The organism is Agrococcus sp. AC640b (genome assembly GCF_979255995.1).
The window spans coordinates 90,886-104,849 of record NZ_CEEDMM010000006.1 but is presented as its reverse complement, the minus strand read 5'-3'; the positions used below and the strand labels follow the sequence as shown (position 1 = coordinate 104,849).

Genomic DNA, 13,964 nt, shown 5'->3' with positions numbered 1-13,964 from the left:
CGCCCGCCCCCGTTCGCCCTTCGCCACCCCGCACGGCCTGTTCCGGCTCGTGGCGATCGCAGAGGCGATCTCGTGGACGCTGCTGCTGGGCGGCCTCGCGCTGCGCGCCGCGTTCGACCTTTCGATCGCCGTCTCGATCGGCGGCGGCGTGCACGGATTCGTGTTCCTCGCCTACGCGGCGACGGCCGTGCTCATGACGATCCATCAGCGCTGGGGCGCAGGTGCCGCGGTCGTCGCGATCGCGAGCGCCGTCGTGCCGTACGCGACGATCCCCACCGAGCGGTGGCTGCGACGCTCGGGCAGGCTCGACGGCGCGTGGCGTCTCGAGGCGACCGGCGATCCCCGTGACGCCCGCCCGCTCGACCGCCTCGTGCGCACGCTGCTGCGGCATCCGGTCGCGTTCGGGCTCGGCGCCATCGCACTCGTCGCCGTCGTGTTCACCGTGCTGCTCATCGTCGGCCCTCCCGGCCGCTGACCACCGCCGCGCCGAGCGGTGGGTAGCGTGGATGCCGTGAGCCACGCCGACGACCTCGCCCTCGCCCTCCGCATCGCCGACGCCGCCGACGCGATCTCGATGGATCGCTTCCTGGCTGCCGACCTGCACGTGTCGACCAAGCCGGATGCGACGCACGTGACCGACGCCGATCAGGCCGTCGAGGCGCGCATCCGCGAGCTCGTCGCCGCCGAGCGGCCTGGCGACGCGTTCTTCGGCGAGGAGACGGGCGCGACGGGCGACAGCCCCAGGCAGTGGATCGTCGACCCCATCGACGGCACGGCGCACTTCCTGCGCGGCGCACCCGTCTGGGCGACGCTCATCGCGCTCGTCGTCGACGGCGAGGTCGTCGTGGGCGTGTGCTCCTCCCCCGCGCTCGGACGTCGCTGGTGGGCGGCACGCGGCGAGGGCGCGTGGGCGTCGCCCGGCGAGCAGCGGCTGCGGGTGTCGGGCGTCGACGCGCTCGCCGACGCCGCCATCTCGTACAACTCCATCCAGGGCTGGGACGGCGCGGGCCGCATCGACGACCTCGTCGCGCTGCAACGTGACGTGTGGCGGGCCCGCTCGTACGGCGACGCGTGGAGCTACATGCTGCTGGCGGAGGGTGCGCTCGACGTCGTGGGCGAGTTCGACCTCAAGCCGTACGACATGGCGGCGCTCGTGCCGATCGTCGAGGAGGCCGGCGGCCGCTTCACGTCGATCGATGGGCAGGAAGGTCCGTGGCACGGCACGGCGCTCGCGACGAACGGCGTGCTGCACGACGAGCTGCTGCACCGTCTGCGCGACTGACGCCGTGCCCGTCACCCTCGTCACCGGCGGCAGTCGCGGCATCGGCGCCGCGACGTGCAGGCGGCTCGCCGTCGACGGCCACGACGTCGTCGTCGGCTTCCGATCCGATCGTGCGTCGGCCGACGCCGTCGTGGCCGCCGTCGAGGCGCTCGGCCGTCGCGCGCTCGCGCAGCAGGTCGACGTCGTCGACGAGGCCTCGCTCGACGCGTTCGTCGCCTCCGCAGCGCCGCTGGGCGCCGTGACGGGGCTCGTCGCGAACGCCGGCGCCGCGTCGGCCGTGGGCGCGCTCGTCGACAACGCGCTGGGCGACATCCGTGCCGACCTCGACGTGAACCTGCTCGGCGTGATCGCCGCATGCCGTGCCGTGCTGCCCGTCATGGTCGACGGCGGTGCGATCGTGACGGTGTCGTCGGTCGCCGCCCGGCTCGGCTCGCCGGGCACCTACGTGCACTACGCCGCCGCGAAGGCGGGCGTCGAGGCGTTCACGCACGGACTCGCGCTCGAGGTCGCCGGCCGCGGCATCCGCGTGAACGCCGTCGCGCCCGGCACGATCTGGACCGACTTCCACCGCGACCCCGAGCGGCCGGCGACGGTCGCGGCCTCCGTGCCGCTCGGGCGCGCAGGGCAGCCGGACGAGATCGCGGCGGCGATCGCGTGGCTGCTGGGACCCGACGCGTCGTACGCGACGGGATCGGTGCTCGACGTCTCCGGCGGGCTGTGAGCCGCCGTCACCCGCGCGAGGGCGACGACCCGCGCCGCGAGGCGCGCGACTCCGAGCTCGTCGACGACCTGCTCTCGGGCGACGAGCGCCGAGTGCTCCACGCGGTGTGGGCGATCTTCGCCACCCGCGACCCCGCGGTGCTGCAGCCCGTCGCGCGGTCGCTGGCTCGCATCGAGCGCGCGACCGACGACCTCGACCTCGGCGGCGCGCTCATCTCGAACCGCAGGAACCTCGACCACGCCTTCGACCGCGTCCGACGGTTCACGGAGGGGAAGTGCCTGTGCGGCGTCTACCCGGGCCACGTGCGCTACGAGCCGGCGAAGGAGGAGCGGCACGGCCACGTGCGGATCGTCGAGGAGATCGAGGTCCTCTTCCAGGGTCGCCCGGACCGGCCGCGACGCATCTGCGAGTGCACGGCCTGCGGCCGTCGCTTCGACGTCGAGGAGGGCGAGTACCACTACACGTGGTGGCAGTGGCATGCGATCGCGGCACCGACGCCGCAGGCGGACGCGAAGCCCGCTCGCGTCATCGTCCCGCGTTCGCCCGCTCGAGCGCGCCGACGTCGATCCTCGTCATCGCCATGAGCGCCTGCGTGACGGCGCTGGCGTTCGGACCGGACATGAGCTGGCCCATCGTCTCGGGCACGATCTGCCACGACAGCCCGAAGCGGTCGACGAGCCAGCCGCACTGGCTCTCGCGCCCGCCGTCGGCGACGAGGGCATCCCACAGCCGGTCGATCTCGGCCTGACCCTCGACGGCGAGCACGAGCGACACGGCCTCGGAGAGCGGGAACTGCGGGCCGCCGTTCAGCAGCGTCACGGCGTGCCCGCCGATCGTGAGGTCGACCGTGAGCGCCTGCCCGCCCATGCCACCCGGGAACGCCGCGTCGTCCGGGTACCTGCTGACGTGCTGGATCTCGCTGCCTGGCACGAGCGACACGTAGAGCGCCGCCGCCTCCTCGATGCCCCCGTCGAACCAGATGGACGTCGCAACCCTCGTCATGGTGCACCCTTCGTCGGCTCGCAGCGTACGCCCGCGCATCGCCACGCGGCTAGGGTCGAAGGCATGCGCGAGATCTCCGTGGACGACATCGCCTCCGACACCACCGTGCCCGTGGTCGACGTGCGTGAGCAGGACGAATGGGATGCGGGGCACGTGCCGCACGCGATCCACATCCCCATGGGCGAGGTCGTCGAGCGCCTCGACGAGGTGCCGGACGGCGCGGCGATCATCTGCCACTCCGGTGGCCGCAGCGCCCGCGTGGTGCAGTACCTCGAGACGCAGGGCCGCGTCGCTGCGAACGTCGTCGGCGGCACGTCGGCGTGGATCGCCGCGGGCCACGACGTCGCGCGCTGACCCGCGTCGGCTCCCACCAACACGACGAAGGGCCGCAGGCGTCGCCTGCGGCCCTTCGAGCGCTTCCTCACGCGTGACACGCACCGACGGTGGTGGAGATGGGGGGAATCGAACCCCCGTCCATCGCTCGGACCGTGCGGCTTCTCCGAGTGCAGTCTGAGTTTCTTCGTTCTGCTCGGCCCCTACCTTTGCCCCAGACACCTAGGTAGACAGGCCCAGTCACAGTTCGAGTCCCGCGGTTCCCTGTGACGCAGTTCCGCAGCAAGCTCCCTAGATGACGCCGGGGTCCGGGGCAGGAGCAGACCCGGTCCGACGGACTTCAGGCTCGCTTAGGCAGCGAGGGCGAAGTCGGTGCGCTTGGAATCGGCACCTATGGTTTCCCAGGGGGCGTTGACGAGATGACCCTGGATCCTCGACTCGCTTCCCGCAGCGACTGAGGCGATGTCGAAACCGATCATCCCCGTGCTGCGGTGCGTGTCACGCGCTGTGGAGTTGCCATGCCACCGCATCCGTCGAGGCCTGCGGCAGCCCTCCATCATACGTGCCGACCACCGTCACGGTCAACGTGCCGGCACGCGCCGGCTCAGCCGAACAGCAGCTCCGCCTCGCGGTAGCGCTCCTCGGGCACGACCTTCAGCGAGCCGAGGGCGTCGGCGAACGGCACGCGCTTCACGTCGGTGCCGCGCAGCGAGACCATGTGCCCCCACGCCTGCTCGTGCACGGCCTCGATCGCCGCGAGGCCGAAGCGCGTCGCGAGCACCCGGTCGGCGCCCGTGGGGGCGCCGCCGCGCTGGATGTGTCCGAGCACCGTCGAGCGCGACTCGATGCCCGTGCGCGCCTCGATCTCGGGGGTGATGAGCTCGGAGATGCCGCCGAGCCGCGGACGGTTGAAGGCGTCGAGGCCCTTGTGCGAGTGCGCCTCCTCCATGCCCTCGAGCCGGAACCCCTCCGACACGACGATGAGCGGCGCGCGGCGCCGGTCGTACACCTGCTGCGCCCAGTCGCAGATCTCGTCCATCGACCGCGGCTGCTCGGGGATGAGGATGGCGTGGGCACCCACGGCCATGCCCGCGTGCAGCGCGATCCAGCCGACGTGACGCCCCATGACCTCGAGCACCATGCAGCGCATGTGCGAGTCGCCGGTCGTGCGCAGTCGGTCGCCCGCCTCCGTCGCGATCTGCACGGCCGTGTCGAAGCCGAACGTGTAGTCGGTGGCGTCGAGGTCGTTGTCGATCGTCTTCGGCACGCCCACGATGGGGATGCCCGCGTCGCTCAGGCGCTTGCCGGCCGCGAGCGTACCCTCGCCGCCGATCGCGAGCACGGCGTCGATGCCGAGACGCTCCATCGTCGTCGCGATGTTCGCGGGGCCTGCGTTGTCGCCCTCGAACGGGTTCGTGCGGCTCGTGCCGAGGATCGTGCCGCCCACGCGGGAGATGCCACGCACCGACGAGCGGTTCAGCACGCGCACGTCGCCGGCGACGAGCCCCCGCCAGCCGTCGCGGATGCCGACGAACTCGTGCCCGTGCTGCTTGATGCCGCCGAGCACCGCCGCTCGGATGACGGCGTTCAGCCCTGGGCAGTCGCCGCCGGAGGTGAGGATCCCGATGCGCATGTCGCTCCGCTCGAAGTGTGGGTCGGCCTCCATCCTCGCGTCCGCACGCACCCGTGTCGAACTCGGGCAGATCTCCCCATCGCGCTCGCAGCATCCGCTGCCTACCCTGGGGTACCCCGCCGTGGCACGCACGGCCGCTGCACGAGGACGGAGCCGACGCATGGCCGACGAGCGCCCGCCGGGTCCGAGCCCGGCGTACGACCCGTTCCGCGGGGCGCCGACGCCGCCTCCGTCCGCTCCGCAGCAGCAGCCGCAGCCTCCGCAGCACGACGTGCCGCCGCAGCCGAGCGCACCGACGCGCGATCCCGACGGCTCGTGGATCGTCGAGGTGCACCCCGCGCAGCAGCCGCCCGGCCCCTCCGCGGCCTACCCCGAGCCGCGCAAGCCCATGACCGCGCCCACGCCGATCCAGTCGGCCGAGCCCGCGGCGGGCCTCCAGCCGCCGCACCCCGGCATGCAGCAGCAGCCGCTCCACGCCATGCCCGGCGCGCAGGCCTTCCCCTCGCAGCAGCCGCCGCGCCGCCGCGGACCTCGGCTCGGCCTCATCCTCGGCATCGCCATCCCCGTCGCGATGCTCGCGATCGGCGGCATCGTCGCCGCGATCGTCGTGCCTGGCGTGCTCGTCGACCGCGACGCGCAGTCGGCAGCCGATGCGTACGCGCAGGAGCGCACCGAGTGGGACTCGGTGTTCTCGGATGCGGCGCTGCAGCCCCTCGCCGAGCTCGACACGGCGGGCCTCGACGCGGGCCTCGTGACGATCTCGACCGGCGTCGGCTCGGGCTCGTACGACGACGTGGTGCCGGACGCCACGGCGTTCCAGTCGTCGTGCGACACGATCGCAGGGCTCGGCGTGCAGGCGGCGATGCTCTCGGCGACGCCTCCGGCCCTGCGCATCGTCGACGGCGGCGAGCGCAACGACGCGTACGCGCAGGCCCTCGCGGAGGCCTCGACGTCGCAGCCGCGCTACGACGCGTCGACGACGTTCGCGACCGACGTCGCAGCCCCCTTCGACGCCGTCGCGAGCGGCTGCGCGCTCGTGCGCGCCCAGGTCGAGGCCGACGCCACGTTCGCGACGACGTACGACGCGTTCCTCGCGACGCTCACGGTGCCGCAGGGCGGCACGGAGCGCTTCGACGCCAGCAGCGTCGAGTACTTCACCTTCACGTGCAACGCGCCCACGGGGTGCGCCTCGTTCGTCGACCGCGCGGCGCGTGCGACGACGGGCGCGGCGTGGGATGCCGCGTTCGTGGCGTACAACCAGGCGATGGCGCAGTCGTACCGCGACCACTGCCCCACCGCCGACGTGCAGGCCGCGTGCGACGCGTGGGCGTCGATGCACGACCAGAGCGTGCAGCTGGCGTCCGCGGTCGGCGCCGCCTACCGCGACGAGGACGTCACGGGCGGCGCGGTCGCAGGCGACACCTTCCCCGCTCCCGATCTCGAGGCCGCGCTCGACGCGTTCGCCGTCGGCGAGGAGGCCAACATCGCGACGGCCGCGTCGGCCACGAGCGCCGCGACGGGCGTCGAGACGATCTTCGCCGTCGTGAGCGACGTCGTGCGCAGCGAGGCGCAGACCATCCGCGACGCCGCCTCCGCGGTGCGCGGATGAGCGACGAGCCCGGGCGGCCGCAGCCAGACGACGCCCCCGACGATGCTGCGGGCACCTCGGACGCCGTGATGCCCGCCGACTCCGCTGCGACGGACTCGAGCCCGGCACCCCCGGGCCCGGCACCCTCGAGTCCGGCACCCTCGAGCCCGGCGCCTTCGAGCGCTGCACCTCCACGCACCGCCCGCGTGCCGCTGCGACGATGGCTGCCGCCGCTCGCGACGGGCGTGCTCGTGCTCACCGCGTGGATCGTGCTCGGCAGCGGAGCGTCGTCGGCCTCCGACGTCGCCGACGAGTACCGCTCCGACCGCGGCTCCTGGGCGACCTGGTCGGCGCAGGTCGCGGCGCCGTACGCACGCCTCGACGCGATCGCGGCAGCGCAGGGCCTCGGCGAGGCCGACTTCGACGACGCCGACGCGCCTGCATGGTCCGCCGCGTCGCCGCTGCCGTGCTCGCTCGACTCGTGGCGGCTCGCGCAGGTCGACCGCGACGTGCCGGCGCTGCCCGCGCAGCCGCTCGGCATCGCGAGCTGGGACTACGCCTCGGCCCGCGAGCTCGCCGAGGCCGACGCGTCCGCCGCGGCCGCGTTCGATCGCATGCCGGAGGTGCTCGAGGCAGCCATGCCCGAGGTCGACGCCGTGTGCGCCACCGCGGCGGCGCTGCGCGCGGCGCAGGGCGCGGCGACGACCGCCGCGCAGGACGGCTTCGCCCTCGAGCGGCTCGTCGACGCATCGACCGACTCGGTGACGTACGCGATCGTCGAGGGGACGACGATGATCACGGTCGTGTGCGACGGCGTCGTCGGCTGCACCGGCGTCGACCTCGCGACCTCCGGCGCGTCGATCGCCGACTCGTGGACGCGCGAGTTCGTCTGGGGCTCGCAGGACTACGCCGACGCCTACGCGCGCTGCCCGGCGTCGCTCGCCGACACGTGCGCGGTCGTCGCCGAAGCCTACGAGGTCAGGGCGGAGGCGGAGCAGGCCATCGCCGACGCGTTCCGCGCCGGCGATGCCGCAGCGATCGAGGCAGCGTTCCAGCAGCGCACCCTCGACTGGGACGCCGCATGGTCGGCCGCGCAGGAGGCGGTCGCCGACGCAGGAGGCGACTCGCTCGAGGCGCTGCTGGCCGAGGCGTGGGTCGCGGCGCTCGAGCCCGTCGCCGCGTGCGCGCAGGAGGCGATCGTCCGATGACGAACGACGACCGCGACGTGCCGCCGCCGCCCGTGCCCACGTCGGCCGTGCCCACGCCGACGCCGCAGGCGCCGGCCGACGACCCGGCTGCAGCATCCGACCGACACGACGACGGCACGCAGCCCGCGCCCGCCGCGCCTCGCACGCGGCAGCAGCATCTCGATGCCGCGCGCGCGTCGGCCCGCCGCGTCGGCGCGGGCGCCCGCAGGCACGCGGGCTGGCTCGCGGTCGCCGGGCTCGCGATCCTCGCGATCGCCGTGCTGGTCGTCGGCAGGCTCTCCCCGGACGCCGACGCCCAGTCGGCGGACTCCGTCGCGGCGTGGGAGACCGACCTCGCCGCCTACCAGGGCACCGTCGTCGCCCTCACCGGCTCCGGCTGGCAGGTCGACGCGTCGGCGGTCGCCGCGACCGGTCTCGTCTCCGGCGACCTGCTGCAGCAGTCCGACGGCATCGACCTCAGCACCGTGTCGTCCGCGTGCTCGGGCGCCGATGCGGCCATCCGCCTCTCGCGGGCCGGCGAGGACATCGCGATCCCCGTGCTGGGGCCGGGCGACGCGTCGTCGTACGCCTACGAGGACGCGGTGTCCGAGGCCGCCGCACTCGAGGACTCCTTCGCAGCCGCCGCGACGTACGCCGACGACGTCGCGGCGCTCGACGGCTCGCTCGGTGCCGCGTGCGCGCTCGCGACGCGGCTGTCGTTGCCGGTGACGTACCTGCAGTACGCATCGACGCCCATCGAGGAGGGCGAGGCCGCGCAGGTCGGCGAGACGACGACCGTCGTGTGCGCGGGCGCCCAGGGGTGCCCGACGGGACCGGGGCCGACGCCCACGTGGGAGTGGGGCAGCCTCGCCGACCTGCACCGCGAGCTCGCCGACGCCTTCGACGGCACCTGCCCCGCGGAGCTCGACGAGGCGTGCGTGCTCGCCGCCGACGCGCTGCGCACCCTCGCCGCCGACGACGGCACGGTGCTGACGGCGTGGGGGGTCGCGAACGACGACGGCGCGACGGCAGCCGAGCTGCAGGCGCTGCAGACGGCGCTCGACGAGCGTGCGAGCCGCTTCGAGGCGGCATGGGCAGACGCGGAGGCGGCGGCGCCGGGCGGCGACATCGAGGCGGCGCTCGCGACGATCCTCTCGGACGGGCTCGGCGACCTCGGCGACCTCGTGCAGGGCATCCAGGCGGAGCCCGGGTACTAGCGGGCGCTCGCGCTACTCGTTCATGCGGTTGCGCGTGCGCATCGCCCGATCGGCCTCGCGCTTGTCCTGCCGCTCGCGCAGCGCGTGCCGCTTGTCGTACTCGCGCTTGCCCTTCGCGACGGCGAGCTCGACCTTCGCGCGGCCGTCGAGGAAGTAGAGCGACAACGGCACGAGCGTGTAGCCGCCCTGCGACACCGCCGCCTGCAGCTTCTCGATCTGGTGCTTGTGCAGCAGCAGCTTGCGCTTGCGGCGCGGCGGGTGGTTGGTCCAGGTGCCCTGGCCGTACACGGGGATGTGCACGGCGTCGAGCCACGCCTCTCCCCCGTCGACGTATGCGTAGCCGTCGACGAGCGAGGCCCGGCCTGCGCGCAACGACTTCACCTCGGTGCCGGTGAGCACGAGACCCGCCTCGTAGCGGTCCTCGATCGTGTAGTCGTGCCTGGCCTTCTTGTTCTGGGCGACGACCTTCTGACCCTGCTCGCGTGCCATGATCGCCTCCTCGTCTCGCGTCCTGGGCAGCCAGTCAGCGTAGCACGCAGCGGCCCGACGGCCGCGGCTCAGACCTTCAGGTAGCGGCGGATCGCGACGGCGGCGGCGAGCCCGGCGAACACGACGCCGAAGACGACGAGCCCAGGCGCCACGAGTAGCGCATCGTCGAGCCCCACGACCGCGACGGTGCGCAGCGTCTGCGCCACGTAGCCCTGCAGCACCCCCTGCACGAGCACGACGATCGCACCGGCTGCCAGCAGCGAGCCGACGAACGCGGCGGTGACGCCCTCGAGGATGAACGGGGTCTGGATGAAGCGGTTCGACGCGCCCACGAGTCGCATGATGCCGAGCTCCCTGCGTCTGGAGAACGCCGAGAGCCGGATGGTCGTGGCGATGAGCAGCACGGCGGCGACGAGCATGAGCACGGCGATGCCGACCGCGGCGAGGCTCGCCGTGTTGAGCACGGAGAAGATGGGCTCGAGCAGCGCCCGCTGGTCGCGCACCTCGAGCACGCCAGGCAGCCCCGCGGTCGCCTCGGCGATGACGTCGGCGTCCGCAGGCGTCACGGGGCTCACCCACAGCGCCTCGTTCATGGTGTCGGCCGTGGCGAACTCGGCGGTCGTCGTGCCGCCGAACTGCTCCATGAAGCGCGCGTACGCCGCATCGCGGTCCTCGAACTCGACGCCGTCGACGTACTGGGCGACGGCGCTCGAGGCGAGCGCGTCCTCGGCCGCCTGGATCTGCTCGGGCGTCGCAGCAGCCTGCGAGCACGTCTCGGTCTGGTCGATGTCGTTGCAGAAGTACACGGCGACCTGGGCGCGGTCGTACCAGAAGCCCTTCATCTGGTTCACCTGCAGCTGCAGCAGCACCGCGGCGCCGACGAACGTGAGCGAGATGAACGTGACGAGCACGACGGCGACGGCCATCGACAGGTTGCGCCGCAGACCGGTCCACACCTCCTGCAGGACGAGCGCGACCCTCATCGCACCGCTCCGAGGCTCGCGGGATCGGAGACCGGGATGGGCGAGGTCGTGGCGTAGCCGCCGCGCAGCTCGTCGCGCATGATGCGGCCGGCGTCGAGCTCGACGACGCGCTTCTGCATCGCGTCGACGATCGACGAGTCGTGGGTGGCCATCACGACGGTCGTGCCGGACTCGTTGATGCGTGCGAGGAGCGCCATGATGCCCGCGCTCGTCGCGGGGTCGAGGTTGCCGGTGGGCTCGTCGGCGAGCAGGATCGGCGGCTTGTTGATGAGCGCGCGCGCGATCGCGACGCGCTGCTGCTCGCCACCGGAGAGCTCGTGGGGCAGGCGGCTCTGCTTGCCTGCGAGGCCCACGGTCTTCAGCACGTCGGGCACGGCCTCCGAGATGTAGCCGCGGCTCTTGCCGAGCACCTGCAGCGTGAACGCGACGTTCTCGTACACGGTCTTCGCCCGCAGGAGTCGGAAGTCCTGGAAGACCACGCCCAGGTTGCGGCGGAAGTAGGGCACCTTGCGGCTCGGGATCGAGCGCAGGCGCCTGCCGAGCACGTGGATCTCGCCCGTGGAGGGCTGCTCCTCGCGCAGCACCATGCGGATGAGCGTGGACTTGCCGGAGCCGGACGCGCCGACGAGGAAGACGAACTCGCCCTTCGCGACCTCGAGCGACACGTCGGTGAGCGCCGCCCGCGCCGAGCGGGGGTAGGTCTTGGAGACCGCGTCGAACCGGATCACTCGTCGAGGCTACGGCCGCGTCGGCAGGGATCGGGGACGCGCGCCCGGCGCGGCGCGCGATGCGGCATGCGCCGCGGGGGCGTCAGCCGCGCCCGCGCCACTGCGCGACGCGGCCCGTGGCCTGCGCGAGACCGAGGATCCCGACGTTCGTGCGCTCCGGCTGGCCCCAGTGGCTGCGCTCGTACAGCTCGTGGCGGGCGCCGAAGCCCGTGCCGATCGCGTCCCACAGCGCACCCATGACCTCGAGGCGCTCCGCGGCGTCCGCACCGCCCGAGCCACGCAGCAGCGGTGCGAGGTCGGCGTGGTGCGCGAGCGCGTCCGCGGGGATCGGCAGGTGCGCGAGCCCCGACGCGACAGCGGTCTCGAGCGTCACGCGCATGCGGCTGTAGGCGTCTGGGGCGTAGGCGGAGAACGCGAGCGCCGGCTCGACGCCAGGACCCCACGCTCGGCCGCGCGCCGCGTCGTCGTCGCCGACGGGCGTCGCCTGCTCGATCATCGCGTCGCGCATGCCTGCGACGACGTGCCGGAACGCGATCGTCTCGCCGAGCGCCGCCTGCACGCCGCGGATCGACGACGTGCCCATGATCTCGCTCGCGCGCACCGCGAGGCCCGCGATCCACTCGAGCTTCGCCTCGAGCCGCGTCGCGGACTGGAACGCGAGCCGCGCGTTCCAGCCGACGGCGCCGCGGTTGTGGCCGAGCATCGTCTCCGCGTCGCGGATGAGCACGTCGTGCCACGGCACGAGCACGTCGTCGAAGACCACGAGCGCGTCGTGCTCGGCGTAGCGGGTCGCGAGCGGCTGGTCGGCACGCGCCGGGATGCCGCGTGCGTAGAGCCGCAGCCCGGGCGCGCCGACGGGCACGGTGCATGCGATGGCGAAGCCGTCGGTCGTCACCTCGCCGCCGAAGTGCGACACGAGCAGCCGCTGCGCCGTCGCCGCGCCGGTCACGACGGCCTTCGCGCCGCGCAGCACGAGCCCGTCGGACGTCTCGCGTGCGACGTGCAGGAAGACGTCGCCCACCTCGTCGGGCGGCAGGTCGCGATCGACGGGCGGGTTGACGAGCGCCTGGGCGTAGTGGGTCACGGCGCGCTGGTCGCGCTCGAGCGTCGCGCGCACCGCGCCTGCGCGGTCGCCGTAGAACGACGCGTGCGCCGCCATCGACGTGAGCACCGACGCGAGCGTCTCGGGCGTGCGGCCGAGCCATCCGTGCGTCGTGCGCTGCCAGGCCCGGATCGCCTCGCGCTGCGCGCGCAGGTCGGCCTGCGAGCGCGGGATCGCGTAGAAGGCGTGCGTGACGACGCCGTCGGGCGTCGTCGTGCGCAACGCGTCCGCGTCGTCGCCGTGCATGGCGTCGTAGAGCGACGCGATCGTCGCGGCGGTGCCCGCGAGGGCGGGATGCGTCGCGACGTCGTCGACGCGCTCGCCGTCGAGCCAGACCGCACGGCCGTCGCCGAGTCCCGCGAGGTACTCGGCGCCGGTCTGCGGCCCGCCGGTCACGAGTCGGCCCGCTCCTGCTGCTGCTGCTTGCGCCAGCGGATGCCCGCGGCGATGAAGCCGTCGAGGTCCCCGTCGAACACCGCGGACGGGTTGCCGACCTCGTGCTCGGTGCGGAGGTCCTTGACCATCTGGTACGGCGCGAGCACGTAGGAGCGCATCTGGTCGCCCCACGACGCCGTGATGGTGCCTGCGAGCTCCTTCTTGCGTGCCGCCTCCTCCTCGCGCTGCAGCAGCATGAGGCGCGACTGCAGCACGCGCATCGCGGCGGCGCGGTTCTGGATCTGCGACTTCTCGTTCTGCATCGACACGACGAGGCCGGTGGGCAGGTGCGTGATGCGCACGGCGGAGTCGGTCGTGTTGACCGACTGGCCACCGGGACCGGAGGAGCGGAACACGTCGACGCGGATGTCGCCCTCGGGCACCTCCACCTCGTCGACCTGGTCGAACAGCGGCACGACCTCGACGGCCGCGAACGACGTCTGCCGCTTGCCCGCCTGGCCGAACGGGCTCATGCGCACGAGCCGGTGCGTGCCGGCCTCGACGGAGAGGTTGCCGAACGCGTATGGCGCGTCGACCTCGAACGAGGCCGACTTGATGCCCGCCTCCTCCGCGTACGACGTGTCGTAGACGCGCACGCTCATGCCGTGCTGCTCCGCGTAGCGCAGGTACATGCGCAGGAGCATCTCGGCGAAGTCGGATGCGTCGACGCCGCCGGCGCCGGCACGGATCGTGACGACGGCGGGCAGCTCGTCGAACTCGCCGTCGAGCAGCGTGAGCACCTCCATCTCGGAGACCGTGCGCCGCAGGCCGGCGAGCTCCTTGCGCGCCTCGGCGCGGGAGTCCTCGTCGTCCTCCTCGTTGGCGAGCTGCACGAGCACCTCGAGGTCGTCGATGCGGTCCGCGACCTCGGCGAGGCGCTTGACGCGCGACTGCCGGTGGCTGAGCGCGGTCGTGACCTGCTGCGCCTTCGCGGGGTCGTCCCAGATGTCGGGTGCGCCCGCCTGCTCGCTGAGCTCGGCGATCTCGCGCTCGAGGCGCGGCACGTCGGCGACGACGGCGATGTCGGAGTACGTGGAGCGGAGGTCGGCGATCTCGCCGGCGATGTCGAGGTCGGCCATGATCGTCCAGCCTACTTGCCGCGCTGCGGCCCGCGGCATCCCGTCGCAGGCGCCGCCTGCATGCACCGTGCGCGCTCCACCGCGCAAGCACATGCCTCGGGCAATGGACCGCGCGCTACGATTCGACTCGCATGGACCTCCTCATCCGCGACTCCGTCGCCCGCGTGCCCGCCAGACGGAGCACG

15 protein-coding genes and 1 other RNA gene are annotated in these 13,964 nt (G+C 73.3%); 8 read left to right on the top strand and 8 right to left on the bottom strand.

Annotation, left to right across the window (positions count from 1 at the left end; all coding sequences use genetic code 11):
* Positions 1-37 precede the first annotated feature (37 nt).
* From ACZ6H8_RS04260 to ACZ6H8_RS04245, 4 genes are read left to right on the top strand one after another with little or no spacing between them, the layout of a single operon-like run.
* Entirely contained in the window at positions 38-475 is a 438-nt protein-coding gene (locus ACZ6H8_RS04260) for a DUF3817 domain-containing protein (protein WP_464144690.1), read from the top strand.
* Positions 476-511: 36 nt separating this feature from the next.
* The gene (locus tag ACZ6H8_RS04255) at positions 512-1,282 is read left to right on the top strand and encodes an inositol monophosphatase family protein (protein WP_464144682.1); all 771 of its coding nucleotides are present in this window, start codon (positions 512-514) and stop codon (positions 1,280-1,282) included.
* A gap of 4 nt (positions 1,283-1,286) precedes the next feature.
* Entirely contained in the window at positions 1,287-2,003 is a 717-nt protein-coding gene (locus tag ACZ6H8_RS04250) for an SDR family NAD(P)-dependent oxidoreductase (protein ID WP_464144680.1), read from the top strand.
* Entirely contained in the window at positions 2,000-2,587 is a 588-nt protein-coding gene (locus tag ACZ6H8_RS04245) for a hypothetical protein (protein WP_464144677.1), read from the top strand. The genes ACZ6H8_RS04250 and ACZ6H8_RS04245 overlap by 4 nt, the downstream gene beginning before the upstream one ends.
* Here ACZ6H8_RS04245 and ACZ6H8_RS04240 read toward each other — a convergent pair.
* Positions 2,529-3,005, bottom strand: coding sequence for a VOC family protein (locus ACZ6H8_RS04240; protein ID WP_464144675.1), 477 nt, complete (start codon positions 3,003-3,005; stop codon positions 2,529-2,531). The genes ACZ6H8_RS04245 and ACZ6H8_RS04240 overlap by 59 nt on opposite strands.
* Before the next feature lie 63 nt (positions 3,006-3,068).
* Here ACZ6H8_RS04240 and ACZ6H8_RS04235 point away from each other — a divergent pair, with 63 nt between their 5' ends.
* Positions 3,069-3,359 (top strand): rhodanese-like domain-containing protein, encoded by a 291-nt coding sequence (locus ACZ6H8_RS04235; protein ID WP_464144673.1) that lies wholly within the window; start codon positions 3,069-3,071, stop codon positions 3,357-3,359.
* Between the two features lie 90 nt (positions 3,360-3,449).
* Here ACZ6H8_RS04235 and ssrA read toward each other — a convergent pair.
* Positions 3,450-3,821, bottom strand: a transfer-messenger RNA (tmRNA) gene (gene ssrA, locus ACZ6H8_RS04230).
* Positions 3,822-3,942: 121 nt separating this feature from the next.
* On the bottom strand, positions 3,943-4,971 hold the full coding sequence (locus ACZ6H8_RS04225) for a 6-phosphofructokinase (RefSeq protein WP_464144671.1): 1,029 nt from the start codon (positions 4,969-4,971) through the stop codon (positions 3,943-3,945).
* A gap of 160 nt (positions 4,972-5,131) precedes the next feature.
* Here ACZ6H8_RS04225 and ACZ6H8_RS04220 point away from each other — a divergent pair, with 160 nt between their 5' ends.
* The 3 genes from ACZ6H8_RS04220 (at position 5,132) to ACZ6H8_RS04210 (ending at position 8,963) form a co-directional block, all read left to right on the top strand.
* Positions 5,132-6,580, top strand: coding sequence for a hypothetical protein (locus ACZ6H8_RS04220; RefSeq protein ID WP_464144669.1), 1,449 nt, complete (start codon positions 5,132-5,134; stop codon positions 6,578-6,580).
* Between the two features lie 185 nt (positions 6,581-6,765).
* On the top strand, positions 6,766-7,767 hold the full coding sequence (locus ACZ6H8_RS04215; protein ID WP_464144668.1) for a hypothetical protein: 1,002 nt from the start codon (positions 6,766-6,768) through the stop codon (positions 7,765-7,767).
* Positions 7,764-8,963: a hypothetical protein gene (locus ACZ6H8_RS04210; RefSeq protein ID WP_464144667.1), complete on the top strand. Its 1,200-nt coding sequence runs from the start codon at positions 7,764-7,766 to the stop codon at positions 8,961-8,963. Before ACZ6H8_RS04215 ends, ACZ6H8_RS04210 begins: the two co-directional genes overlap by 4 nt.
* Before the next feature lie 12 nt (positions 8,964-8,975).
* Here the strand turns inward: ACZ6H8_RS04210 and smpB are convergent, their stop codons facing one another.
* The 5 genes from smpB to prfB form a co-directional block, all read right to left on the bottom strand.
* Complete coding sequence (gene smpB / locus ACZ6H8_RS04205; protein WP_464144666.1) at positions 8,976-9,452, bottom strand: SsrA-binding protein SmpB; 477 nt, start codon at positions 9,450-9,452, stop codon at positions 8,976-8,978.
* A gap of 68 nt (positions 9,453-9,520) precedes the next feature.
* A complete protein-coding gene (gene ftsX, locus ACZ6H8_RS04200; protein ID WP_464144664.1) occupies positions 9,521-10,435 on the bottom strand; it encodes a permease-like cell division protein FtsX in 915 nt (304 codons plus the stop codon).
* Positions 10,432-11,163 carry a cell division ATP-binding protein FtsE gene (gene ftsE, locus ACZ6H8_RS04195; protein ID WP_464144663.1) on the bottom strand — a complete coding sequence of 244 codons (732 nt, stop codon included), beginning with the start codon at positions 11,161-11,163 and terminating at the stop codon, positions 10,432-10,434. Before ftsE ends, ftsX begins: the two co-directional genes overlap by 4 nt.
* Positions 11,164-11,245: 82 nt before the next feature.
* On the bottom strand, positions 11,246-12,661 hold the full coding sequence (locus ACZ6H8_RS04190; protein ID WP_464144661.1) for a 4-hydroxyphenylacetate 3-hydroxylase N-terminal domain-containing protein: 1,416 nt from the start codon (positions 12,659-12,661) through the stop codon (positions 11,246-11,248).
* Positions 12,658-13,779 (bottom strand): peptide chain release factor 2, encoded by a 1,122-nt coding sequence (prfB, locus tag ACZ6H8_RS04185; RefSeq protein WP_464144659.1) that lies wholly within the window; start codon positions 13,777-13,779, stop codon positions 12,658-12,660. The genes ACZ6H8_RS04190 and prfB overlap by 4 nt, the downstream gene beginning before the upstream one ends.
* Positions 13,780-13,964 lie beyond the last annotated feature (185 nt).